A 25,513-nucleotide genomic window follows, 5' to 3' on the forward strand; every position below is an offset into this window, starting at 1 on the left:
CACTTTTCATGGTTGTGGATATATGTTACAATTAATCCAAATATGATTATTTCGTAACTGTTCAGTACTTTTTTTACTGAATAGTTATATTATTTAATTCAGAAATAGAGTTTATGAGGAGCAGAATATGATCAATGAAGAAAAGGTCAAGATAATGACAAAGCTTGCCATGTATGAGCAGGGCAAGGGCAGAAAATATCTTCCTGTCAGTCGATATTACAGAAGCGATTATATTGGTCTGGCACTGATTAAGAACTTTTTCCTTGTGACGATTGGATATGTGCTGATCGTGGCAGCTGTAGCTGTTTATTTTGGGGAATATCTTCTTGAAAACATTCATAAGATGAATCTGGTGGCACTTGGTGCTTATATTATTATCGGCTATCTGGTCGTTCTGATAGTTTATTCTGTTTTGACCTATATACAATATTCGGTCAAATATCACCGCGCAAAGAAGAGTGTCCGGGAGTACTATGGTCAGTTAACTTCACTGAGTAAAATTTACGTCAGGGAAGAAAGAAAAGCATCCGGCAAAGGAGCCGCAGGAGGGTATCGCAAATGACAGCATTACTGGAATTTAAACAAAAATTAAAAGGATTATATGCACAGTATGAAATATATCTGCTGCCTCTGCTGAAATTTATTCTTGCAGCGGTTTATTTTACATGGATCAATACCAATATGGGATATATGAAAGCACTGGACAGTATGTTTGTAGTTCTGATCCTCGCACTGATTTGTTGTATCCTTCCATCCGGTATGATGATCTTTACAGGTTTTGCACTGATGGTCGGACACAGTTATGCTCTTGGAATCGAAGTTGCAGCCTTTATGCTTGTGCTGATTCTGTTTATGCTGATTCTGTTTCTCCGTTTTAGCAGCGGCAGGAACCTGGTCCTTATTTTTGCACCGCTTGCTTTTGGATTTGATCTTCCGGCACTTCTTCCGGTTGGATGCGGCCTTTTGAGCAGTGCGGTTTCTGCGCTTCCGGCAGCTGGCGGCGTAATTATTTATTATTTCGTACGTTTTATCAGAGTACAGTCTCAGGTTCTGATGGGATCTGATCTTGATATGATGGGCAAGATTACACTTCTGGCTGATGGACTTATGAAAAACGGTGAGATGTGGCTGAATGTAATTGCATTTGTTGTAGTCGTTCTTGTAGTTAATCTGATCCGTACCCGCATGATGGATTATGCATGGCGGATCGCCATAGTAGCAGGTGGTGTGCTTTATATCGTGATCATGCTTGCAGGAAGTATGAGTTTTGGTGTCGAAGTTTCCATGGTATCTCTGATCATTTATACAGTAGTTGCAGTTTTGATCGGAATCATACTGGAATTCTTTGTTTTCGGTGGAGATTATACCAGAACAGAGCGGCTCGAATACGAAGACGATGAGTATTATTACTATGTAAAAGCTGTTCCGAAAGCACTGGTTGCTACTTCTGAGAGAAGCATCAAGAAGATTAACGGTGAGACAGACAGAGAAGAACGAAGAGTATCAGAGAAAACAGCGGACTATACAGCACCGCTTTTCCAGAAGGAAACAAAATCCGAGAATCGTTCTGCAAAGAGAAAACCTGTTCAGGAAGAAGCTTCCGTTGTCGAAAAAGCTGACATTGATGATATTGATTTTGAGAAGAAGCTTGAGGAATCACTGAAGGATCTTTAAGCTCAGCCTGATTACGGCATTACATAAAAATCTGCAGCAAAAGGAGAAGAGAGTTTATGCGAAATATTACAGATATATTGGCAAGGTACTTATCAGATATCAATCTGCCGTCTGTCAGTATTATCGATGTAATTGAAATTATTCTGATCTCATTTTTTGTGTATCAGTTTATGGTATGGATCAAATTTACCCGTGCATATACTCTGCTTAAAGGTCTCCTTGTAATCGGTGCATTTCTGATCATAGCATATATTTTTAAGATGAATACGATCCTTTGGATCGTATCCCGTCTTGCCGGTGCATTGATTACGGCAATTGTTGTTATTTTTCAGCCAGAACTACGTAAGGTGGTTGAACAGCTTGGTCAGAAAAAAATCATGGCATCGATCCTTCCGTTTGATGCAGGAAAGGAAGTAAAGGAACGTTTTACAGACAAGACAGTCAATGAGCTGATCAAGGCATGTTATGATATGGCAGAGGTCAAGACCGGTGCACTGATCGTCATTGAGCAGGAGATCCGCCTGGACGAGTATATCAGAACCGGTATTAATGTCGATGCGATTCTGACAAGCCAGCTTCTGATCAACATTTTTGAGCACAACACGCCGCTTCATGATGGAGCGGTCATTGTAAGAGAAAACCGCATTGTGGCAGCTACCTGCTATCTGCCGCTTTCTGATAATATGGAACTCAGCAAACAGCTTGGAACAAGACACCGTGCCGGTGTGGGTATCAGTGAGGTAACAGATTCCGTTACGATCATTGTGTCAGAAGAAACCGGACAGGTATCTGTGGCGCAGGGAGGCAGACTGATCCGAAATATCAGCAGTACACAATTGCGGGAAGTTCTGGAAAAAGCGCAGAACAAAAAAGTTGTAGATAATAACCGATTCAGACAGTTATTGAAGGGCAGAGTGAAGCATGAAGAAAAAACTGGGAAATAATTTGGGTCTGAAAATTCTTTCTTTTGTGATTGCAATCCTGGTGTGGCTGCTTGTAGTAAACATAAACAATCCGATCGGAACGAAATCTTTTGTTATATCGGACGTGCAGCTTTTGAATGAAGCGTATATAGATGCCGATGGTAAGATGTGTATGCAGGATGAAGAGCAGGTTCCGATTCGTGTAACGATCAAGGCACAGAGGAAAATTCTTGACAAAATATCGGTGAATAACATTCGGGCAGTGGCAGATCTTCAGCAGGCGGTCAGTCTGAACACAGATCCGGTAATGGTTCCGATCACAGTATTATGTGACCATATTATGCAGGATAATATAGAAGTCAGTCCTCAGAATCTGAGCCTTCATCTGGAGGATAAGGATACACAGGAATTTGTAGTTAATGTTACAACAGATAATACAAAGCCTGACAGAGGGTATGAGATAGGAACGCTAACTTCCAATCCGGAGAAAATCAAGATTACAGGTCCGACGTCTTTGATTAATAAAATAGATAAAGTAAATGCGTCTATTGATGTAGATGGAGCAACAGAAGATATCACTACAGAAAAAGATGTCAAGATTATAGATAAAAATGGTGAAGAATTTACGGATTCAGATATGGGCTACCTGAATGTTTCAAGGGTATATGTAACTGCAAAACTCTGGAAAGTACAGGCAAACGTCAAAATCAAAGCAGGTTACAGCGGTTCTCCGAAATCCGGTTATCAGGTGGAAAGTGTAAGTACCACACCGAATGTGATAAGTGTTGCCGGAAGCGAAGAGGCACTTGCTACTTTGAAAGATCAGAATAATACGATCACAATTCCTGACTATGTAGCGGACATTTCTGACAGGGACAGTGATCTCGAAGAGAAGATCAATATTTCAGATTATCTTCCGGATGGTCTGAAACTGACCAGTGATTCCAGCGAAGATGTATTTGTAAGAGTAAATGTACTGCCGATGGGAAGCAGTGTATGCGAAGTACCTACGAAAAATATCGTGGTGAATCATGCACCGGATGGTATGCAGGTATCTTTTGATACAGCTAATATAGAAGTTCGTGTCCAGAAGACGGACAGTTCACTTGATGATCTTACAGAAGATCAGATAAAAGCATCCATAGATTTGAGTGATGTAGGAGAAGGCAGTCATGAGGTGCCGGTAAGCATTGAAATCCCGGATGGATATGAACTTGTAGATGATGTGACAACGGGCGTGGAGGTCTCTGTGATTTCCACAGCCGAAGAAAACAACTGACAGGAGACAACAGATGGTCAATCAGAAAATTATGATCAATAATCCGTCGGGTTTGCATTTACGACCAGCCGGAAATTTGTGTAATGAAGCAATGAAATATCAATCTGCAATCACATTTGAATATGATGGTGGAACTGCCAATGCAAAAAGCGTTCTGAGTGTTCTGGGTGCCTGTATAAAATGTGGTGATGAGATTGAACTGATCTGCGATGGAGCAGATGAGCAGGAAGCAATGAAAGCTTTGACTGATGCAATCAGCGGAGGTCTTGGTGAATAGATTTTTAACAAAAGGGAAATAGGAGGAGTAGTTGTGAAGAAACGAATTGTGGCAATAATGTTGAGCTTGACAATGTGTTTGTCTATGGCAGCGGAGGCGAGTGCGGCCAGCGAGGCTGAGTTTGCTGCTGAGGCAGATGCTTCCGACGTGGCAGTGATTGATGACGCAGAAGCTGAAAGTCCCTCGGACAATACAGCTGATGTTGATTCTGAAGAAGCTGCGTCCGATGATGTGCAGATCGACATGGGGGCAGATGAGGATGCGAATGCGGATGCCGTTGATATAACAGATGAGACGGAGCCGGATTTTGATGCATTCAGTGCAGAAGGTGAAGAAACTGAAATTTCGTTTGAAGAGCAGGATGTGACTGCTTGCACAGAAGATACTGCAGTTCAGACGTTAAATGAAGTGGTAAAAGGTAATGAAGCTTCCCTTTTATATACTCGGTGGAAATCTGAAAACGGTAAATGGAAACTGGAAAAACCTGTTTCTGTAAATCCTGCCGTACAGACAGCAGAGACTTCCGAAGCAGATGCGGTAACAGATGAAAATGCAGTAGAAGATGAGGCTTTTTTAGTTGATGAAGATACGCAGGACATTCAGAACGAAGAGACAGCAGATGCTTCAGAAGAAGATATAACAGAAGATACTATTGATGTACAGGATATGCCGGAAACAGCAGAACAGAAAGAAACTGCCGAAGATGTGCAGGATGGAGAGACAGCAGAACAGACAGCTTCCGACTATTTTACCGATAAAGATGGCATCGTTAAAGTTACTGCACTGAAAGACAATGGTGATGAGATTTGTACAGGGTATTATGCATTTGATGAAAATGGTTATATGCTCACCGGAAGAAGTAAAGTGTCAAATGATTACTACTACTTCAAAACGGTTAATGAGGTAAAAGTTACCGGTGATCTTGATACAGATCAGAAAACACCTTACAACTCTAAACTGGGTCAGAGAATTATCAAGACATGGACATGGAATACCGCAGATAAGGCATTTAATTATTATGGAGATGCCGGTAAACAGACAGAAATCGCCGCAAATAAAATCTATACAATTAATAAACAATCCTATTTTCTGCTTGACGGTGGTAAACCTTATGTAGGTATGCGCACAGTCAATAAAGCGGTCTATTACTTCCGCAAAGCATCTAATGCAGAGGTTGTTCCTGGCAAAATGGTGCGTAATGCGTGGGCAAGTGCAACTGATAAAAAGGGCACGATGTGGCGTTATTTCGGTTCTGACGGACGTTATCAGAAAAAGGGAACCGGAGCATACAAAGTTTTGTCAAACAGCAGTAATTCATACCTTCTTGACGCGAATGGATATCTTATTAAGGGTAAGATGGTAAAGGCTGCTAATAATTACTATTACTTATCAAATAAATATGGTGTCGTATACAAAAATAGACTTGTTAAATACGGAAACCGCAGATATTACTTTGTAAGTGACGGAAGACGTGGAACATGGAGAAACCGTTGGATAAAATGTCCAGGTGCCGGAAACAGATACTATTATTTCGGAAGAACAGCCGGCTGTGTTGATGAGAAACATGGTATTCAGAAGGTTACAGTAAATGGTAAATTTATGGGCTGGTACTATTTCTCAAGCAACGGTAACATACTTTTTGACAGATGGGTCAGTGACAGATACTACAAAGCAGATGGTTCCATGGCAAGTGGTGTCACAAAGATTGGAAACAAATATTACTTCTTCCAGAGATCCAGCGAAACGGCATACAGAGGTAAGGTTTATAAGAGTCAGTGGATTAAATTTAATAACAAGTATTACTGCGCATCCAGCAGCGGTGCACTTTATGTGAATGGCTGGAGAAGAATCAGCTGTGGTGGACAGAAATATTATTTCTATTTCAAAAATTGTGTAGCACTGACCAACCGGAGAATCAAACGTGGTGATACGTATGGTACACTGGATGAAAGAGGACGTTTCATCGAAGCAGGATGGGTTGTGGTAAACAGCTCCAGAAATCTTGTTCGTTATATGGATCCAAAGACAGGAAAATATGTATTTAATACTGTAAAAGTAATCAATGGTATCCAGTATCGTTTTGATAAAAGAGGCTACAGAGTTAACGACAGAACAGGCGAGATCAGACGCAGCAAATATTATCTGAGCTGTGATCGTGTCAATGGTGTTATGACTGTATATGCAAACAGGGATCGCACGATTCCGATCAAGACTATCCGTGTTTCTGTAGGTAACCCGGGCACCCCGACACCAAAAGGAACCTATTCGATTAAGAGAGCAGGCAGATGGCAGCCGCTGATGGGACCGTCATGGGGACAGTACGGATCATGGGTTGTCGGTGGCATTTACGTTCACTCTGTTGCATGCAGTGAGATGAATGACCATAATCTTCCGGTTGGAGAATATCTGAAACTTGGAAATCCGGCATCTCATGGATGTATCCGCTGCTGCGTAGCAGATGCAAAATGGGTATATGATAACTGCAATGGTTCTGAAATCACAATTTTTGATGGTGTATATCAGTCCAATGAAGCAAGAAAGGGACCTCTCGGAAGAAAAGCACTTACCCCACTTCGTGGTTCTAAGAACTTCGATCCGACTGATCCGGCATATAATTAATAAAATAAAATGCGCTCTCCCCGAAGGAGAGCGCTTTTCAGGAGGAAAAGAAAATATGAGAACATACCTTGTAACCGGTGGAGCAGGATTTATCGGATCCAACTATATTCATTACATGTTCCAGAAATATGACAACGAGATCCGCATCATTAATGTAGATAAGCTGACATACGCAGGAAATCTTGAGAATCTCAAGGATATCGAAAATCGCGACAACTACACTTTCGTAAAAGCAGATATCTGTGACAGTGAAGCAATCATGAAGATTTTTGATGAAAATGATATCGACCGTGTTGTTCACTTTGCGGCAGAGAGTCATGTAGACAGAAGTATTCGCAATCCTGAGGTATTTGTAAAGACAAATGTACTTGGTACACTGGTTATGCTGAATGCTGCAAAATCTGCATGGGAACTTCCTGACGGAACTTTCAAGCCGGACAAAAAATTCCTGCATGTTTCTACAGATGAAGTATATGGTTCCCTTGAGGAAGACGGTGGCTTCTTCTATGAGACTACTCCATATGATCCACACAGCCCGTACTCTGCAAGCAAGGCATCTTCCGATATGCTGGTAAAATCCTATATGGATACTTACAAATTCCCGGCAAACATTACAAACTGCAGCAATAACTATGGACCGTACCAGTTTCCGGAAAAACTGATTCCGCTGATCATCAACAATGCACTTCAGGGAAAGAAACTTCCGGTATATGGTGATGGTAAGAATGTACGTGACTGGTTGTATGTAATGGATCATGCAAAAGGAATCGACATGGTGCAGGAAAAAGGCCGTCTGTTTGAGACCTACAACATTGGCGGACACAATGAAAAGCAGAACATTCAGATCATCCATATTATTCTGGATACATTACAGGAAATGCTTCCGGATGATGATCCGCGTAAAGCTCTTGTAAGTGAGAAGCTGATCACATATGTAGAGGATCGTAAAGGGCATGACCGTCGTTATGCAATTGCGCCGGATAAGATTAAAGAAGAAGTTGGCTGGTATCCGGAGACATGTTTTGAAGATGGTATTCGCCTGACAATTCAGTGGTTCTTCGAGCATGAAGACTGGATGAAGAATGTCACCAGCGGCGACTATCAGAAATATTATGAGGAAATGTACAAAACCAAATAGTCATCTTTTATAGAGATTAAGATGCTGTAATTCCCGGGTTTAACAGGGAATTACAGCATTTTTTCTTTCAGAAGATAAGGAGGAAGACTATTTTGGCGAAAATAGGCATTGAATTTACTCTATGATTGTGCGAAAATAATATGAGATATGTCTTGCGTTAGAAGAGACTTGAATTTAGTTTAATAGTGGAGGTACACAGATGAATAAAGGAATATACCGGATTGCGGCAGGAGTAGGTGCTGTGGTGATTCTGGTGTCTTCTTGTACGGTACAGGCTTCTATGGTAACGACCAATGGCACACCGGCAGCGGTTGCTACAGATAGTATAGTGAACTGGCCGGCAGCTCCGGCTGTAACTTCCGAGACAGCTGTTCTGATGGATGCAGATACAGGAGCAATTTTGTATGATAAAGGAATGGATGAATATCGTTATCCTGCAAGTACAACAAAACTCATGACGCTTCTTGTTGCAATCGAAAACAGCTCACCGAAGGATATTGTGACGTTTACGGAAACAGGAGTTCGCGATGTGACCTGGGACAGCAGCAACATCAATGCACAGCTTGGTGAGTCCATGACTATGAAGGACTGCTGGTTCGCCGCATATATTAAGTCTGCAAATGAGGTTTGTGCGCAGATTGCAGAATACGTCGGTGGTACAGAAGCAAACTTTGTGGATATGATGAACCAGAAAGCCAGGCAGCTTGGATGTACGCATACTCATTTTGTCAATGCCAGTGGTCTTCCAGACGAAAATCATTATTCCTGTGCCGAGGATCTTGCGAAGATCATGCGAGCCGGTCTTAAGAATGCCAGATTCCGCAAAGTTCTGGAAACAGTGAACTATACAATTCCGGCAACAAACTTAAGTGCTGCGAGACCAATGCATACTCACGTACCACTTCTGGCAAAAGAGTCCAGCCTGTATTATGAAGGCTGTATTGGTGGAAAGACAGGATTTTCCACAGAAGCACAGAACTGTCTTGCTACGGTTGCAGAGCGAAATGGAAGAACTTATATCGTAGTAACTATGCGTGATGCAGATCTTGGTATCAACTGTGCGGACAGTACAGTATTGTTTGATTATGCATTTAACAGTTTTGACAGCATTGAAGTTGATGGAAAGGCAATGACAGTACCGAAAGGTGTGACGGTCGCTGATCTTACGATGAAAAGCAAAGAAAAGGGAACGAGAACACTAAATCAGTACTATTATCAGGGGCAGTTTGTAGGTTATGTGACTGTAGAAGATACACCGACTCCGGAACCGGTGCAGGAAGCGAAGGAGACGACGGTGCCGGAAAGTTCAGAAACAGAAAGCACATCAACAACAGTACAGACAGACGAAACCGATACAAATGACACTGCAGTATCTGAGCAAAAATCTGTTCAGGATCAGATCAGTGAAATGCACACAGAAGGACTTTCTTCAACTGTAAAGATGCTTCTGATCATTGGTGGTGCAATGATCGTTGTCCTGATCGGACTTCTGATCGCACTCCATTTTAAAAACAGTTAACAGACAAAAATAAATAAAGAAAAAAGGAGAAACCTTATGAAGGGAATTATCTTAGCAGGTGGTTCAGGAACCAGATTATATCCGTTAACAAAAGCTATTTCAAAACAGATCATGCCGGTCTATGACAAGCCGATGATCTATTATCCGTTATCAACTCTGATGCTTTCAGGAATCCGCGAGATCCTGATTATTTCCACACCAAGAGATCTTCCGGTCTTCCGTGACCTTCTCGGAGACGGAAGTCAGCTTGGCATGCGCTTTGAATATGCAGTTCAGGAGCAGCCGAGAGGACTTGCAGATGCATTTATCATTGGTGAAGAATTTATCGGAAACGATGCTGTTGCACTTGTACTTGGCGACAATATCTTCTATGGTCAGAGCTTTTCAAGAGTATTGCAGAATGCTTACAAACGTACCGAAGAAGAAAAAGGTGCAACTATTTTTGGCTATTATGTAAGAGATCCTCGTGAATATGGTGTAGTAGAATTCGACGAAAATGGCAGGGCTCTTTCTATCGAAGAAAAACCGGAGCATCCGAAGTCAAACTATGCAGTTCCGGGTCTGTATTTCTATGACAATGATGTTGTTGAAATTGCTAAAAATGTTAAACCATCTGCACGTGGCGAGATTGAGATTACAAGCATTAACAACGAATACCTCAACAGAGGTACACTGAAGGTTGAGACACTTGGCCGTGGATTTGCATGGCTGGATACCGGAAACCATGATTCTCTTCTTGATGCGGCAGATTTTGTAGCCGCATTCCAGAAACGTCAGGGACTCTATATTTCCTGTATTGAAGAGATTGCATACAAACGTGGATTTATTACAAAAGAACAGCTTGTAGAACTGGCACAGCCACTTCTCAAGACAGCTTACGGTAAATATCTGATAGAAGTAGCGGAGGGATTATAAAATGGGTAAGATCACAGTAGAAACCTGTCATATCGAAGGACTGAAAGTAATTACACCAACTGTATTCGGGGATGAGCGTGGTTACTTTATGGAAACATATAACTATAACGATTACAAAGCAGCAGGAATCGACATGGAGTTTGTACAGGATAATCAGTCAAGCTCCCGCAAGGGTGTACTGCGTGGACTTCATTTCCAGATCAACTATCCGCAGGATAAACTGGTGCGTGTAGTGAGCGGCGAAGTTTTTGATGTTGCCGTTGACCTGCGCGAAGGTTCTGCAACTTATGGACAGTGGTATGGTGTGCTTCTGTCAGCAGAAAACAAAAAGCAGTTTTTTATTCCGAAAAACTTTGCACATGGATTCGTAGTGCTTTCTGATACAGCGGAATTTGCATACAAGTGTACAGATTTCTATCATCCGAACGATGAAGGCGGTCTGGCATACAATGACCCGGATATTGGTGTAGAATGGCCGATCCCGGAAGGTATGGAACTGATTCTTTCTGACAAAGACCAGAAATGGGGAAGCTTCAAAGAGTACACTGCCAACAGGAGTAAAAAAGATTGAAAAACGAGACATGGCTGCCGGGAGAGATCTACAAAAACAGAAAGTTAGTCTTTTCTCTGGCAAAAAATGACTTTAAAACAAAATATGCCGGTTCTTATTTCGGAACAATCTGGGCGTTTATCCAGCCAATCGTAACGATCTGCGTATACTGGTTTGTATTCGGACTTGCACTTCGCAATGGCTCAGACAAGGGAGTCCCTTTTGTTTTGTGGCTGATCGCGGGACTGATTCCATGGTTTTTCTTTCAGGAAGGACTGATTGGAGGAACGAATGCACTTCTCGAATACAATTATCTGGTCAAAAAAGTTGTATTCAACATCCGGATCCTTCCGGTTGTGAAAGTATTTTCAGCGGTTTTTGTACATGCATTTTTTATCATTATCGTACTGCTGATCTATACTTTTATGGGATATCCACCGAGTCTGTATGCGATACAGCTTCTGTATTATAGCTTTTGCATTTTTATGCTGATCCTTGCAGTGACTTATCTGACGAGTGCAGCGGTTGTATTTTTCCGTGATCTGAGTCAGATTATCAACATCGGACTTCAGGTAGGGGTGTGGGTGACACCGATCATGTGGGATTTCAATGACCTAGGACTGGGCGGCATCCTTGCAAAAATACTGAAACTGAATCCGGTCTTTTATATTGTACAGGGATATCGTGATTCTCTGATTAACAAGGTGGCAATCTGGCAGCATCCGGTACTTACCCTTTATTTCTGGGTATTTACGATTGCCGTATTTTTCCTTGGAACCAGATTGTTTAAAAAACTTCAGGTACATTTTGCAGATGTACTGTAAACGGAGAGTAGAATGAGTGAATTTGCAATTGAAGTAAAGCATCTGGACAAGATGTATAAACTATACAACAAGCCTTCAGACCGACTGCGTGAAGCGCTTGGATTTAAAGTTCCCGTGAGAGAGCATTATGCTCTCCGGGATGTAAATTTCGAAGTAAAAAGAGGAGAGACGGTGGGAATTATCGGAACGAACGGTTCCGGTAAATCCACGATCCTCAAGATCATCACAGGTGTGTTGAATCCCACCGCAGGTGAAGTGAAAGTTGATGGAAGAATTTCCGCACTGCTTGAACTTGGCGCCGGATTTAATATGGAATATACGGGAATTGAGAACGTATATCTCAACGGTACGATGATGGGATTTTCAAAAGAAGAAATTGATGCCAGACTACAGGATATTCTGGATTTTGCAGACATCGGCGATTTTGTACATCAGCCGGTCAAGGCATATTCCAGTGGTATGTTCGTTCGTCTGGCTTTTGCTGTTGCAATCAACATTGACCCGGAGATACTGATAGTCGATGAAGCGCTTTCTGTCGGTGACGTGTTCTTCCAGGCAAAATGTTATCGTAAATTCGAAGAATTTAAAGATATGGGAAGAACCATTCTCTTTGTAAGCCACGATCTCAGCAGTATTTCCAGATACTGTGACCGTGTAGTCCTTCTCAATAAAGGTGTAAAGCTGGCGGAAGGTTCTCCGAAGAAGATGGTTGATATGTACAAACAGCTTCTGGTTGGACAGGATCCGGCGAAAGAAGCAGCCGAAAACGAAAAGAAAAAGCGTGAAAGCTGGAATGAGAAATTCCAGGTCAATCCGAATATGCTTGAATATGGCAGCAAGCTGGCAGAGATCACGGATTTTGTCGTGATGGATGAAAAGGGCAACTATACCAACACTATCGACAAAGGATCTACTTTTACGATCAAGATGCGTGTGAAATTCCATGAGAACATTCAGGAGCCGATCATGGCATATACTTTCAAGGATATCCGTGGAACAGAGATTACCGGAACGAATACCATGTTTGAGAAAATGCACGTAGAGCATTCTGACGCCGGGGATGTGTGTACTGTAACCTTCACACAGGACATGTTTCTGCAGGGTGGAGAATATCTGCTTTCTTTCGGATGTACCGGCTACAAAGACGGTGATTTTACGGTATTTCACAGACTGTATGATGCATGTAATATCACGGTTATCTCAACGCAGAATACCGTTGGTTTTTATGATATGAATTCAAAAGTAGAAATCTACTGTGGAGATGAGGATTAATGGAAAAAATCGGACAGGTTCTTCTGGATGACACACTTTATCCGGGCAAAGATTTATATACAGATGGTGCAATTGAAGACGAGATGCTGGAGATCGCGCGAAATTACCGTGAAGAAGAATGGAATCAGGTGATCGCGGAGCGTGCAAGCTGGCCGATTCTCTATCATTTTTCTCATATCAGAGAAAACATTCTGGGTTGGCTTCCGTTTACCGGGGAGGAAAATGTTCTCGAGATTGGTTCCGGATGCGGTGCGGTTACCGGTGCCCTCTGTAAGAAGGCAAAGCAGGTGACATGTATCGAGCTTTCGAGGAAACGCAGTCAGATCAACGCGTGGAGACACCGTGACTGTGACAATTTGAAAATTCTGATGGGAAATTTTCAGGATGTTGAAAAAACACTTACAGAAAAATATGATTACATTACCCTGATCGGGGTTTTTGAATATGGAGAAGCTTATATCCAGAGCGATACACCGTATGTGGATTTCTTAAAAATTATTTCAAAGCATCTGAAACCGGACGGAAAGATCGTCCTTGCAATCGAAAACCGTCTTGGGCTTAAATACTGGGCAGGATGCACGGAAGACCATTTTGGTACACTTTTTGAAGGGCTGGAAGGTTATCCGACGACCAAAGGTGTTAAAACTTTTTCCAGAAAAGAGTTTATGCAGATCCTTTCCGATGCCGGTGATCTGCAGGCAGAATGGTATTATCCATTCCCGGATTACAAGCTTCCGATGACGGTTTATTCTGACCGCCGTCTTCCGCTGAAGGGTGAGCTGAACCGTCTGGAGACGAACTACGACAGACTTCGTCTGCAGCTCTTTCAGGAGTCTTCGGTATATGATACATTGCTTGCAAATGAGATGTATCCGGATTTTGCCAATTCTTTTCTGCTTCTGATCAGTAAGGAAAAAATAGAGACCAGTACGGTCTATGCGAAGTTTTCCAATGAGCGGGCGCCTGAATTTTCAATCATCACAGAAATCTGCGAAAATAATAAGAAAGAAAGAATTGTGCGCAAGGTTCCGACAGATACCAGAGCCAAAGCGCATATAAAAACCCTTCCGAAGATTGAGGAAGAACTTTCCGGTTTCTATCGCAGGGAAGGGTTGAAACTGAATTCCTGCAGGACAGAAGCTGATGGAGTTGTACTGGAATACTTAAGTGGTGAGACGTTGGAAGCACGTCTGGACAGCCTGCTTGAGCGGGGCAAGAATGAAGAACTGGAAAAACTTCTTTTTACTTATATTGATAAAGTACGCCGTATCCATTCAGGTGAGATATTCTTTAAGACACCGGAATTTATCGAGGTATTTGGAGATGCTCCACTGGAGGAAAATTATCATTGCAGTGGTATATCCAATATCGATCTGGTTCCGGCAAATATTCTGCTTCAGGATTCTGAAGTATCGGTGATCGATTATGAATGGACATTCCGTTTCCCGGTTCCGTGCAACTTCATTCTCTATCGAATGATTCATTATTATCTGGAAAGCGATGGCAAGCGTGCAGTATTGCGCGAGTTTGATTTTTATAAAAAAGCCGGAATTTCAGAGGAAGAACTGGAAATTTATGCGGAGATGGAGCGTAATTTCCAGAAGTATATGGAAGGAAAACATGTACCGCTTCGTTCCATGTACGATGAGGTTTCACCGGGCAAGGTGGATGTGCCGGCATATTATGAGAGAATCCGTGCAGCGTTTGCACTGAGAAGGCTGCAGGTATTTTATGACAGAGGCAGTGATTTTTCGGAAGCGGATTCTGATGTTTATCCGATGGCAGGATCCGGGCTGGATCTTTGTATTGCTGTTCCGGGCGATGTACGCAGACTGCGTCTTGATCCGGGTGAGGCAGCCGGCGGACTGATTCTTAAGAAACTGACATTTGAAAACGGAAAAGAAGCTGTTTTTACTTCGAATGGGTTCCCGATGGGAGCGGACAGATATTATTTTGGAGGTGGAGATCCGCAGTTTGTTCTTGAAAATCTGCCGGAAAATGCAGGAAAACTTCACATAGAGATTGAAGTGATGAAAGAAACAGAAGCACAGGATGCATTCTGGAAGAGCTTTTCGAGGATTGCTTCTGAAAAAGATCAGGAGATACAGAGACTGCACCGCCAGATTCATGAAATGGAAAATACAAAGGCATGGAAACTGTACCGGAGTATTAAAAAGAAATAGGGGATTATTTATGGACAAACTTTGTTTCAGCATTGATGAAGAACGATATGATGACAGACATGGACATGTGCTGAGCCTTGTAGGCTGGTATATGCATACTGATAAAAAGAAATGCAGTTTTCAGCTGATTGGTGACGGGTATGAAGTGCTCGATATACCGGAAGTGGAGCGGTATGACCGACCGGATGTGGCGCAGGCTCTGGAAGTGGAGACAGAAGGCTTTCTTCCGGGATTTACAGTTACGATTCCGGAGGTCCTGAAACTTCGCCAGAAGTATGACATACTGGAACTTCTTTTGCTGGACGGAGAAGAAAAAACTGTGATCTGGGAGCATACAGGTGATGAACTGGATGAACTGGTCAAAGACAAACTGGTCGAGTTCCATATTGACCGTGTCGAAGTCCTCTATGGGCTGATGCTTGAGATTCAGGGATGGACAACAGACCAGAGAGGTGAAGTTGAAGTAACTGTTCATAAAGAAAATGCAGAACTTCTCGACTGTAAGATCACGAGAGGCCGCAGGCCGGACGTTGTAGAGCGACGCCATCTGGACGACGATTACAAGAATCAGGAGATCGGTTTCAGCATTTCCGCAGCGTTTCTTGAAATCCCGGGAAACAGGATAGTGCTTCATTTCTGCGGTGATTCTACAACCAAAACATATGAGATTGATATAAAAGCTCTTCGCAGGGAACAGAAGGAAAAAGAGAAAGCAAAAGGCTTCTGGGGACGTCTTTTCCACAAAGACAAAAACGGGGAGCACAAAGAAGATTATGAAGAATGGTTTGAGCGTCATAAAGCGGACAGAAAGACTCTTCGCAGACAGCGTCATGAACATTTTGAGCAGAATCCTCTGATCAGCATTGTGATTCCTCTGTACTGTACACCGACTCCGTATCTGAAGGAACTGATCGATTCTGTGCGTTCGCAGACTTACACAAACTGGCAGCTCTGCCTGGCGGATGGAAGCCCTGATCAGAAAGTCGAAGAATACGTTCAGAAGCGTTATGGTAAAGATAAGAGAATCCTTTATAAGCATCTAGAGGGTAATGGTGGGATTTCCGTCAATACAAACAAAGCAATCGAGATGGCGACCGGTGAATATCTGATGCTGAGTGATCATGATGATACACTGGAACCGGATGCTCTGTATGAAATTGTCAGGGCAATAAATGATCATCAGGGACCGGAGATCATTTATACAGATGAAGATAAACTGAGTATGGATGGGGAATTCTATTTTGAACCTCATTTCAAATCAGACTATAATCTGTTCCGTTTAAGGGACAATAATTATATCTGTCATATTTTTGTTGTAAAAAAAGCACTGGTCAACCAGGTGGGAGGCCTCAGACCGGAGTTTGACGGTTCGCAGGATTACGATTTTATACTGCGCTGCTGTGAGCAGGCAAAACAGGTGATTCATATTCCGAAGGTGCTGTATCACTGGAGGTGTCATATGAATTCTGTTGCGGCAAATCCGGAGAGCAAGACGTACGCATATGAAGCAGGATGCCGTGCGATTCAGGAACATTACCGCAGAGTTGGTATCGAGGCAGAGGTAGAAATGACGAAACATCCGGGCTGGTATCGAAGTCATGTAAAGATTCAGGGCGAGCCGCTTGTGTCGATCATTATTCCGAATAAAGACCATATTGATGATCTTGAGAAATGTCTTTCTTCCATTTATGAGAAATCTACATGGAAGAATTATGAAATTCTGGTAGTCGAAAACAACAGCGAAGAGCAGGAGACTTTTGATTACTACAAAAACCTTTCCTGGCGCTACCCGAAAGCACGGGTACTTACGTGGGAAGATGGATTTAATTATTCTGCAATCAACAATTTCGCTGTAAAAGAAGCAAAAGGAAGCTACCTGCTGTTTCTGAATAATGATGTGGAAGTGATCAGTCCGGGCTGGATCGAGGAGATGCTGATGATCTGTCAGCAGCCGGATGTTTCAATCGTCGGAGCGAAACTTTACTATCCGGATAACCTGATCCAGCATGCAGGAGTTGTACTTGGCATGGGCGGAATTGCAGGCCATATTATGTGCATGGCATCCTGCGAAGATAAAGGATATTTCGGAAGGGCAGTAAATGTACAGGAAATCAGCGCCGTAACTGCGGCCTGCATGCTTATGAAAGCAGAAGATTTCCAGGCAGTAGGTGGATTTGATGAAGAGTTTGTTGTTGCCTTTAATGACATTGATCTTTGCATGAAGGCGCGTGCAGCAGGCAAAAAAGTCGTATTTACACCATATGCGGAGCTTTATCACTACGAATCCAAGTCAAGGGGAATGGAAGATACTCCGGAGAAGCAGTTCCGTTTCGAAAAAGAAACGAAGCGCTTCGAGGAAAAATGGGGTGATGAGATGGCGAAGGGAGACCCTTATTACAATCCGAATCTGTCACTGAAAGAAGCAGACTGTTCCCTGAGAGAAGACTGAGAAACGAGGTTGGATATAGATTATGTCGAGAGAGATATTTGAGGTAACAAAGGATCGGTTCCATTTACAGGATCCATGCTGTTATATCCTGCAGGGAACATGGCCGAAAGAAGCAAAGATGCGTGCCATGCTGGATGGTTCCGAAATAAAATCCGAGATTCAGCGTCTGGAAGTAGTCAGTGCACTGGAACGTTTTAAAGATCCGGATTTGATGAGGGGCGAGCGTATTACGGCAGCGGTGCAGCTTCCGGAGTCACTGGAAGGATATCAGAAGCTGAGCGTTTATGCAGATATGCCGGACAAAACATTCTGCTGGTTTTCCATTACAGTAAAAAATCTGGAAAAACGCAGAGGCAAACCGCAGTTTTATATCGAAGAAGAAAAAATTCAGCAGGGATTTTTGCGTATCCGTGGGTGGGCCGTGGCAGATCAGCCGGTGCGAATTCAGATTTTCGACGAAAACAAAGAAAAGATTCAGGCAGAGATTCTTCGTACAGAACGTGTTGATGTGGAACAGATGTATGAAGAAATGAAGCACGAGGACAAGACCGGATTTTTTGCAGAGATCACCAATCTTACCGGAAAGGTTGTCTACGTAGTATTTTATGCAGGGGAGACGAAGTCTGTACATGTGGTACATTTACAGCCGGCAGTCATCCTTCGCAAAAAAATAGAAAAATATGCGCAGAAGGGTATGCGTTACTGGAAATCCCAGGGAAGTGCAGCACTGGCAGGCAAAGTTGTATCCAAAATCAGGACGGCTTCAACAAGAGAGATACCATATCAGAAATGGATTGTACGCCACCTTCCGAGTGCAAAAGAACTGGAACACCAGAGAAGAGAAAAATTCGAATACCAGCCAAAGATCAGCATTGTGATTCCGCTGTACAAAACACCGGAGAAATATCTTCGTCAGCTGGTAGAGACCGTGAAGGCACAGACTTATCCGAACTGGGAACTCTGTCTTTCTGATGGAAGCGGGGAGAACTCACCGATTGCAGAACTTTTGAAGTCTCTTGCTGCATCGGATGAGAGAATTCGTGTGATTTCCCATAAGGAACCTCTTCAGATTTCCGAAAATACCAATGCAGGAATAGAGATTGCGACAGGTGATTTCATTGCATTCGCAGATCATGACGATGAATTGACTCCACATGCGCTCTTTGAGTGTGTGAAGGCTTTAAATAATAACAGAGCAATCCGTCTTCTTTATTCTGATGAGGATAAAATGTCGATGGACGGACATAAGTTTTTCCAGCCGCATTTCAAGCCGGACTATAATCCGGATCTGCTCTGTACGGTAAACTATATCTGTCACCTGTTTGTGGTGGACAGAAAAATCATTGATCAGGTAGGTATGCTCTGCAAAGAATATGATGGGGCACAGGATTATGACTTCATTTTCCGCTGCATCGAAGCGGTGAAACCGGAGGAAATCTATCATGTACCGAAAATTCTCTATCATTGGAGATGTCATGAGGATTCCACCGCTGAAAATCCGGAAAGCAAGACGTATGCATTTGAAGCCGGAAAACGTGCGATCGAGGCGCATTATCAGAGAACAGGAATTGATGCAGAAGTTCATCAGGGTGAATTCCTTGGACTGTACCGTACGAAATTCCACAGAGATCATGATCCGCTTGTTTCAATCATCATTCCGAATAAGGATCATATCGACGATCTGAAACGCTGCATGAATTCTATTGAACAGAAATCTACGTACCGGAATTATGAATTTATCATTGTCGAAAACAACAGTACCGAAGATTCTACATTCCAGTATTATAAGGAGATCGAAGCACAGAATCCGAAGGTTCATGTCGTTTACTGGGATAAAGAATTTAATTATTCCGCAATCAACAATTATGGTGCAACATTTGCGAAGGGGGAATACATCCTTCTTCTGAATAATGATACGGAGATCATCAACGAAGACTGTCTCGAAGAATTACTGGGTTACTGTATGCGAAGTGATGTCGGAGCAGTTGGAGCGCGTATGTACTATGAAGATGATACGATCCAGCATGCCGGTGTTGTGATCGGTTTTGGTGGAATTGCAGGACACTGTTTTGTACTGCAGCCGCGAGGAACGACCGGATACTGTCACAGAATCATCTGCGCACAGGATTACAGTGCGGTGACGGCAGCCTGCATGATGGTAAAACGTTCTGCTTTTGAGGAAGTCGGCGGACTTACCGAGGAACTGGCAGTTGCATTTAATGATATTGATTTCTGTATGAAGCTGCGGACTGCCGGGTATCTGATTGTATACAATCCATATGCAGAGCTGTATCATTACGAGTCCAAATCCAGAGGTCTGGAAGACACTCCGGAAAAGGTGGCACGGTTTAATAAAGAAATTCAGGTGTTTGAAAGACGATGGCCGGATATCATGCGTGACGGAGATCCGTATTATAATCCGAACCTGACATTAAAGAGTCAGGACTTTTCGTTAAAACGCATATAGGAGGAATGAAAATGAAAGTACTGGTTACAGGTGTAAAAGGCCAGCTTGGCTATGACGTTATGAACGAACTTGCAAAAAGAGGCTACGAAGGTGTCGGTGTGGATGTTGAGGAGATGGATATCACAGACAGTGTAGCCGTTGAACAGGTGATGACAGAGGTACATCCGGATAAGGTTGTACACTGTGCGGCATGGACAGCAGTAGATGCAGCTGAGGATAATCAGGAGGTTTGCCACAAGGTAAATGTGGATGGAACAGCCAATATCGCAAAAATGTGTGGAAAACTTGATATTCCGATGGTTTATATCAGCACCGATTATGTATTTGACGGACAGGGAACCCGCCCGTGGGAGCCGGATGATCCGGTTGTAGAGCCATTGAATGTCTATGGACATTCGAAATATGAAGGCGAAGTTGCAGTTGAAAAATATGCACCGCATTATTATATTGTCCGTATCGCATGGGTATTTGGTCTGAACGGAAAGAATTTCATCAAGACCATGCTGAACCTCGGAAAGACTCATGACACACTGACCGTTGTCGATGATCAGATCGGAACACCGACCTACACATATGACCTTGCAAGACTTCTGGTTGATATGCTGGAAAAAGAAGAATATGGAAAATATCATGCAACAAATGAAGGTGGATATATTTCCTGGTGTGATTTTGCAAAAGAAATCTTCCGTCAGGCAGGAATGGATGTAAATGTCATTCCGGTAAGTTCTGCAGAGTATCCTGCAAAAGCAAAACGTCCTTCCAACAGCCGCATGGAAAAGAAAAAACTGGAAGAACATGGATTTACCCGTCTTCCGGACTGGAAAGATGCATTGGGACGTTATCTTAAAGAGATTATGTAAAAGAAAAGCAGCTGCCATAACAGACAGCTGCTTTTCTTATATATTGTAGAGTGTGTTTATAGATCTGACTGATAATATTCAAATCAGGACTTTGCAACTTTAATGATGCGAAGGAGAATCAAGAGAAGAAGCAGGATTCCAACACCGCCAATGATAAAGTATGGAAGATTGTTACGACCTTCAGTATAATTCTTGGCTGCATCAATATTCTGTACACTTGCATCGACAAGAGAAGTATCTTCTTCCTGGGTGGCTACCATGACAGATGTTCCGACAGCTGTTCCGCCAAAGAGATACTGGCGGCTGTACTGTCCGTCCTGAACTTCGCCGTCCTGGGTAGTCAGAGCATCGGCAGTGGTGCCGACTGGTACATATACATCCCCACCGGATAACATATTGAAATCATTATCCCCGAGGGAAAGCATATTGAAATTATCAAATCCGTAATTTAAAAGGCTGGCTGCCTCGGTGGCGGTGGTTCCGGATGTTCCCTGAAGGACAACTGCAATCAGGGTGATACCGTTTTTCTGTGCACTGCAGACAAGTGTACTTCCGGAGGCTTCGGTGTATCCTTCTCGTCCGCCGGTACAATACTGATAATAAGCAGCATTTGTGTTGGTCAGCATGGAAAAGTTGTTGGTCAGGACTCGTTCTCCGCCGGAAACATTGGTTGCCGGAATTGTATAAGAGGTAGTACCTGCAATTGTCTGGAATGACTCATTGTCAGCAGCAGCTTTCATGATCAGCGCCATATCGTGTGCTGTCGTATGCTGGTTCTCATCCGGAAGACCGGTTGGATTCGTAAATACAGTGTTGGTACAGCCAAGCTCTGCTGCACGGGCATTCATCATTTGAACGAAACCATCGACAGAACCACCGATATGCTCGGCGAGCTGAAGGGCAACATCGTTTGCAGATGCGAGCATGATCGCATACAGACACTGCTCTACGGTAAACACTTCATCAATCTGCGCGGAGATATTGGCACCTCCGTCTGTGACACCGGATACACCGGTTGCAGTCATGGTGACCTGATCGGAAAGCTGTGTGTTTTCCAGTGCAAGTAGTGTGGTCATAACCTTGACAGTGGCTCCCGGGTAAAGAATCTGATCCATGTTTTTTGCATAGAGTGTTGTGTTGGTGCTGTCTTCCATGATGACGGCAGCAGTGGATGTGATATCCGGTCCCTGTGGCCATCCGGCTATATCGTTTGTCGAAATCGCGGAAACGGATGCTGCATCTGCTGTTTCTTCGGCGGCCAGAACAGGTGTCTGAAGGAACAGGGAACAGCAAAGTCCGAGCGCGATCAGACCTGAATGTATCTTTTTAAATTTCATAAATCTGTACTCCCATTTCATATGTGTTTAAACTGATCTTATTGAATTTTGGTAAGTGATTCTCGAAATCTATCATATCCCATTTCGGGTGGTAATTCAAGCAGAACAGCCGAGCTTTTTGTGGCTGGGGTTATTTTACGTTACTGTTCACAGATCTGCGTGACAGAAAAGCAATGCATCTGCCCGAAAGCCATTTCAGAATGAAAGCAAAAAATGCGATAAACACAAGTTCAGCAGCAAAAAGAATGCTGACAGACCAGGAACCACGCAGATATGGTATGGAAGCCGGTGTAAGTACATATATGACAATGTGGTGTACGAGAAAAATCTCATAGGAATAATTGCTTAATAAATCCAGTAATTTCAGATTCTTTTTCTGAAGGAGCGGTTCAAGGTATGAGAAGGAAATACAAAAAGCAACAGCAAGGATTTCCACCTTTAATTCGTAATGTATCCCCAGCCTGAACGGGGAAACAAAGAAAAATATAACCAGAGGAACGGAAAGAAACGCCCACTGAGGTCTGAATGTATGCTTTGTATAGCCAAGCAGCATACCTAAGATAAAATCATATCCCTTGATCAGCAGATTCACATGCACCGGAGTACTGAATGGATAATAAAACAGCAAAAGCAGATAAATACAAGTGGAACCGACAAAAAAGAGACGGGAGTTCTTTTTCATCAGGAAACGGAGTAGGGGGAAAAGTAAATATAACAGCAGCAGAGCACCGAGGAACCACTCGCCGATGCCAAGGGAAAACGTATGAATTCCGTGCTGACTGATCCATTCATCCATGCCGAAGAATGTAAAAATGATTTTCCATGCGGATGTTTCCGGCGGGAAAAAGGATGTAAAAGAACCGGTCGTTATCACTTTATATATAAAATAGGAAATATAGGTTATATAAAATGGAATCAGGACTCTTATAAATCTTTTTTTATAGAAACGTCGAATATCAAAATTCTCTGCCGTACTGTATGCGAGGCCGGCACCGGATAAAATAAAAAATACGGCAACACCCAGCATGGCGATGTTCATATTATCATTTTCATAAAAGGGCAGGATTTTATCTAATGGAAATAATTTGGAAAAGTAAAGCTGTGATATCATATGATAAAAAATAATGAAGCAAAATGAAATACATCTTAACAGATCAAAGTATCGAATTCTTTTCATAAAGAGCCTCCTCTCAGAGAAATGATAATAGAAAAGTGATGGCAGCGCAAGCGAAATTGACTCCACCCTTGCAAAAAACAGGTCGGAATGATAAAATAAATCCTATTATAAGAGAAATAAGCTGTTTTACTCTGGAATAAGCAGGGTGAAAGCAGCGTCAGAGGATACAGACAGATTATGAGCAAAAACAAAGAAGTGACAGGACATATCCAGTGGGCACGAATGCTGAAAAAGCTTAATCCGTACACGATCCGTAAGGGATTGCGTTATTTCAAACATTATGGTCCGAAGGAATTCTGGGTACGTCTTCATGAACGCTTTGAACCGGAAGAAGTACCGTATGGTCCGTGGTATGAGGCCTATATTCCGGATGATACAGAACTGGAAAAACAGAGAAAACACAAGTTTTCCTACAGCCCGCTGATCAGCGTGGCTGTTCCGGCATTTCGTACACCGGAAGTTTTTTTGCGCCAGATGATTGATTCGCTGCTGGCACAGACATACAGTAACTGGGAACTCTGCATTGCGAACGGAAGTCCGGAAGATAAGAAAATGCAGGCTGTTTTGGACGAATATGCGAATAAGGACAGCAGAATCCGTGTAAAAATACTGGATCAGAATCTGGGAATTGCAGGAAATACAAATGCAGCACTTGAGATGATACAGGGAGAGTATGCAGGAATTCTTGATCACGATGACCTGCTTGCCCCAAATACTCTTTATGAGATTGCACGTTATCTGGAAAATAATCCGGATGCAGATGGAGTCTATACAGATGAAGACAAGGTAACTACCGAACTGGATGAGCATTTTCAACCCCATCTGAAACCGGATTTTAACCTTGACCTTCTGCGTTCCAATAACTATATCTGCCACTTTTTTGTTGTAAGACAGTCGATAATACGTAAAGTTGGAGGATTCCGGCAGGAGTTTGACGGAGCACAGGATCATGATTTTATTTTCCGCTGCGTAGAAGAAGCTGGAAAGATCGGACATGTGCCAGAGATTTTGTATCACTGGAGAACGCACAAAGCATCGACAGCAGATAACCCTGCCAGCAAAATGTATGCGTTCGAAGCAGGACGACGCGCTATCGAGGCACATCTTGAGAGAACGGGGCAGAAGGGAATTGTCACACATACACCGGACCTCGGATTTTTCCGTGTGCAGTATCCGGTGCAGGGCAACCCGATGGTGACCATTATCATCCCAAACAAAGATGAGAAGGAATCGCTGGAAGCATGTCTTCGTTCCATCAGAGAAAAGACAGCATATGAGAATTACGAGATACTTATTATAGAGAATAACAGTGTATCAGAGGAAATTTTTGCGTATTATAAAGAAATAGAGAAAGATCCGAAGATCCGTGTGCTTCGCTGGGAGAAAGAATTTAACTATGCAGCGATCAACAATTTCGGAGTGAAGCATGCAAAAGGTGATTATCTGCTGTTTCTGAACAACGATGTTACGGTGATCACACCGGACTGGATAGAAGAGATGCTCGGTATGTGCCAGAGAGAAGAAGTGGGAGCAGTCGGTGTGAAGCTTCTTTATCCGGATAATACGATCCAGCATGCAGGATGTGTGATCGGAATCGGTGGAATTGCTGGACATATGTTTGTTGATATGCCGGCGAACCGTACCGGTTACCTTCATAAGGCATCGATCATTCAGGACATGAGTGCGGTAACAGCGGCATGTATGATGATGAAACGTACTGCTTTTGAGGAAGCAGGCGGTTTTACAGAGAAGCTTGCAGTAGCTTTTAATGATGTTGATCTCTGTCTGAAGGTGAGAAAATCCGGCAGACTGATCGTGTATGATCCATACGTACAGCTTTATCATATGGAATCAAAGACAAGAGGTGCGGAAGACAGTGAGGCGAAGGTGCGACGTTTTCAGGAAGAAATCGAGTATATGAGAGAACACTGGATTGACATTCTGAAAAACGGTGATCCGTATTACAATAAGAATCTTTCGCTGACAAAGTGGAATTATTCACTTCGTCCTCTGAAGGGAATGGACAGTAAGGGTAAGGATAGGAGATAAT

The 25,513-nt window shown here is 42.9% G+C and carries 19 protein-coding genes; 17 read left to right on the plus strand and 2 right to left on the minus strand.

Translation table 11 applies throughout. From position 1 onward, the window contains the following. The first annotated feature begins 127 nt into the window (after positions 1 to 127). The 16 genes from DWW86_RS11085 to rfbD all read left to right on the plus strand — a co-directional run bounded on the left by DWW86_RS11085 (position 128) and on the right by rfbD (position 20,949). Positions 128 to 562 carry a hypothetical protein gene (locus DWW86_RS11085; protein ID WP_117943135.1) on the plus strand — a complete coding sequence of 145 codons (435 nt, stop codon included), beginning with the start codon at positions 128 to 130 and terminating at the stop codon, positions 560 to 562. Next, positions 559 to 1,674 (plus strand): hypothetical protein, encoded by a 1,116-nt coding sequence (locus tag DWW86_RS11090; RefSeq protein WP_117943137.1) that lies wholly within the window; start codon positions 559 to 561, stop codon positions 1,672 to 1,674. The genes DWW86_RS11085 and DWW86_RS11090 overlap by 4 nt, the downstream gene beginning before the upstream one ends. A 56-nt stretch (positions 1,675 to 1,730) precedes the next feature. Beyond that, complete coding sequence (cdaA, locus tag DWW86_RS11095; RefSeq protein WP_117943139.1) at positions 1,731 to 2,618, plus strand: diadenylate cyclase CdaA; 888 nt, start codon at positions 1,731 to 1,733, stop codon at positions 2,616 to 2,618. After that, complete coding sequence (locus DWW86_RS11100) at positions 2,596 to 3,876, plus strand: CdaR family protein (RefSeq protein ID WP_117943142.1); 1,281 nt, start codon at positions 2,596 to 2,598, stop codon at positions 3,874 to 3,876. Before cdaA ends, DWW86_RS11100 begins: the two co-directional genes overlap by 23 nt. A 13-nt stretch (positions 3,877 to 3,889) precedes the next feature. Beyond that, complete coding sequence (locus DWW86_RS11105) at positions 3,890 to 4,153, plus strand: HPr family phosphocarrier protein (protein WP_072522977.1); 264 nt, start codon at positions 3,890 to 3,892, stop codon at positions 4,151 to 4,153. A gap of 33 nt (positions 4,154 to 4,186) precedes the next feature. After that, complete coding sequence (locus tag DWW86_RS11110; protein ID WP_117943144.1) at positions 4,187 to 6,772, plus strand: L,D-transpeptidase family protein; 2,586 nt, start codon at positions 4,187 to 4,189, stop codon at positions 6,770 to 6,772. A 55-nt stretch (positions 6,773 to 6,827) separates the two neighbouring features. Next, complete coding sequence (rfbB, locus tag DWW86_RS11115; protein WP_072522979.1) at positions 6,828 to 7,910, plus strand: dTDP-glucose 4,6-dehydratase; 1,083 nt, start codon at positions 6,828 to 6,830, stop codon at positions 7,908 to 7,910. A 199-nt stretch (positions 7,911 to 8,109) separates the two neighbouring features. Further along, positions 8,110 to 9,429, plus strand: a complete 1,320-nt coding sequence (locus DWW86_RS11120) for a D-alanyl-D-alanine carboxypeptidase family protein (protein ID WP_117943147.1) — start codon at positions 8,110 to 8,112, stop codon at positions 9,427 to 9,429. Between the two features lie 36 nt (positions 9,430 to 9,465). Continuing rightward, a complete protein-coding gene (rfbA, locus tag DWW86_RS11125) occupies positions 9,466 to 10,344 on the plus strand; it encodes a glucose-1-phosphate thymidylyltransferase RfbA (protein WP_072522981.1) in 879 nt (292 codons plus the stop codon). 1 nt (position 10,345) lies between these two features. Next, positions 10,346 to 10,915, plus strand: coding sequence for a dTDP-4-dehydrorhamnose 3,5-epimerase (rfbC, locus tag DWW86_RS11130; RefSeq protein WP_015543311.1), 570 nt, complete (start codon positions 10,346 to 10,348; stop codon positions 10,913 to 10,915). Then, positions 10,912 to 11,718 (plus strand): ABC transporter permease, encoded by an 807-nt coding sequence (locus DWW86_RS11135; protein ID WP_072522982.1) that lies wholly within the window; start codon positions 10,912 to 10,914, stop codon positions 11,716 to 11,718. The genes rfbC and DWW86_RS11135 overlap by 4 nt, the downstream gene beginning before the upstream one ends. A 12-nt stretch (positions 11,719 to 11,730) precedes the next feature. Next, entirely contained in the window at positions 11,731 to 12,990 is a 1,260-nt protein-coding gene (locus tag DWW86_RS11140) for an ABC transporter ATP-binding protein (protein ID WP_072522983.1), read from the plus strand. Further along, positions 12,990 to 15,173, plus strand: coding sequence for a methyltransferase (locus DWW86_RS11145; protein WP_117943149.1), 2,184 nt, complete (start codon positions 12,990 to 12,992; stop codon positions 15,171 to 15,173). Before DWW86_RS11140 ends, DWW86_RS11145 begins: the two co-directional genes overlap by 1 nt. Positions 15,174 to 15,183: 10 nt before the next feature. Beyond that, the gene (locus DWW86_RS11150) at positions 15,184 to 17,622 is read left to right on the plus strand and encodes a glycosyltransferase family 2 protein (RefSeq protein ID WP_072522985.1); all 2,439 of its coding nucleotides are present in this window, start codon (positions 15,184 to 15,186) and stop codon (positions 17,620 to 17,622) included. 22 nt (positions 17,623 to 17,644) lie between these two features. After that, positions 17,645 to 20,089: a glycosyltransferase family 2 protein gene (locus DWW86_RS11155; protein WP_072522986.1), complete on the plus strand. Its 2,445-nt coding sequence runs from the start codon at positions 17,645 to 17,647 to the stop codon at positions 20,087 to 20,089. A gap of 11 nt (positions 20,090 to 20,100) precedes the next feature. Next, positions 20,101 to 20,949 carry a dTDP-4-dehydrorhamnose reductase gene (gene rfbD / locus DWW86_RS11160; RefSeq protein WP_072522987.1) on the plus strand — a complete coding sequence of 283 codons (849 nt, stop codon included), beginning with the start codon at positions 20,101 to 20,103 and terminating at the stop codon, positions 20,947 to 20,949. A gap of 83 nt (positions 20,950 to 21,032) precedes the next feature. Here the strand turns inward: rfbD and DWW86_RS11165 are convergent, their stop codons facing one another. Both DWW86_RS11165 and DWW86_RS11170 read right to left on the minus strand, forming a co-directional pair. After that, the gene (locus DWW86_RS11165; protein ID WP_072522988.1) at positions 21,033 to 22,286 is read right to left on the minus strand and encodes a D-alanyl-D-alanine carboxypeptidase family protein; all 1,254 of its coding nucleotides are present in this window, start codon (positions 22,284 to 22,286) and stop codon (positions 21,033 to 21,035) included. A gap of 130 nt (positions 22,287 to 22,416) precedes the next feature. After that, positions 22,417 to 23,463, minus strand: a complete 1,047-nt coding sequence (locus DWW86_RS11170; RefSeq protein WP_072522989.1) for an acyltransferase family protein — start codon at positions 23,461 to 23,463, stop codon at positions 22,417 to 22,419. 177 nt (positions 23,464 to 23,640) lie between these two features. Between DWW86_RS11170 and DWW86_RS11175 the strand changes: the two genes are divergently transcribed. Continuing rightward, positions 23,641 to 25,512, plus strand: coding sequence for a glycosyltransferase family 2 protein (locus tag DWW86_RS11175; protein ID WP_072522990.1), 1,872 nt, complete (start codon positions 23,641 to 23,643; stop codon positions 25,510 to 25,512). Position 25,513: the final 1 nt, after the last annotated feature.

The sequence above is a fragment of the Ruminococcus sp. AF17-22AC genome (assembly GCF_003460065.1).
Taxonomy (GTDB): domain Bacteria; phylum Bacillota; class Clostridia; order Lachnospirales; family Lachnospiraceae; genus Blautia_A.

Bases quoted from the DNA above. Each gene is read 5' to 3' on its own strand.
- cdaA (WP_117943139.1), top strand. From the start codon at position 1,731: ATGCGAAATATTACAGATATATTGGCAAGGTACTTATCAGATATCAAT.
- DWW86_RS11105 (WP_072522977.1), top strand. From the start codon at position 3,890: ATGGTCAATCAGAAAATTATGATCAATAATCCGTCGGGTTTGCATTTA.
- DWW86_RS11090 (WP_117943137.1), top strand. From the start codon at position 559: ATGACAGCATTACTGGAATTTAAACAAAAATTAAAAGGATTATATGCA.
- rfbD (WP_072522987.1), top strand. From the start codon at position 20,101: ATGAAAGTACTGGTTACAGGTGTAAAAGGCCAGCTTGGCTATGACGTT.
- DWW86_RS11175 (WP_072522990.1), top strand. From the start codon at position 23,641: ATGAGCAAAAACAAAGAAGTGACAGGACATATCCAGTGGGCACGAATG.
- DWW86_RS11170 (WP_072522989.1), bottom strand. From the start codon at position 23,463: ATGAAAAGAATTCGATACTTTGATCTGTTAAGATGTATTTCATTTTGC.
- DWW86_RS11140 (WP_072522983.1), top strand. From the start codon at position 11,731: ATGAGTGAATTTGCAATTGAAGTAAAGCATCTGGACAAGATGTATAAA.
- rfbC (WP_015543311.1), top strand. From the start codon at position 10,346: ATGGGTAAGATCACAGTAGAAACCTGTCATATCGAAGGACTGAAAGTA.
- DWW86_RS11145 (WP_117943149.1), top strand. From the start codon at position 12,990: ATGGAAAAAATCGGACAGGTTCTTCTGGATGACACACTTTATCCGGGC.
- DWW86_RS11100 (WP_117943142.1), top strand. From the start codon at position 2,596: ATGAAGAAAAAACTGGGAAATAATTTGGGTCTGAAAATTCTTTCTTTT.
- DWW86_RS11155 (WP_072522986.1), top strand. From the start codon at position 17,645: ATGTCGAGAGAGATATTTGAGGTAACAAAGGATCGGTTCCATTTACAG.
- rfbA (WP_072522981.1), top strand. From the start codon at position 9,466: ATGAAGGGAATTATCTTAGCAGGTGGTTCAGGAACCAGATTATATCCG.
- DWW86_RS11150 (WP_072522985.1), top strand. From the start codon at position 15,184: ATGGACAAACTTTGTTTCAGCATTGATGAAGAACGATATGATGACAGA.
- DWW86_RS11165 (WP_072522988.1), bottom strand. From the start codon at position 22,286: ATGAAATTTAAAAAGATACATTCAGGTCTGATCGCGCTCGGACTTTGC.
- rfbB (WP_072522979.1), top strand. From the start codon at position 6,828: ATGAGAACATACCTTGTAACCGGTGGAGCAGGATTTATCGGATCCAAC.
- DWW86_RS11120 (WP_117943147.1), top strand. From the start codon at position 8,110: ATGAATAAAGGAATATACCGGATTGCGGCAGGAGTAGGTGCTGTGGTG.
- DWW86_RS11085 (WP_117943135.1), top strand. From the start codon at position 128: ATGATCAATGAAGAAAAGGTCAAGATAATGACAAAGCTTGCCATGTAT.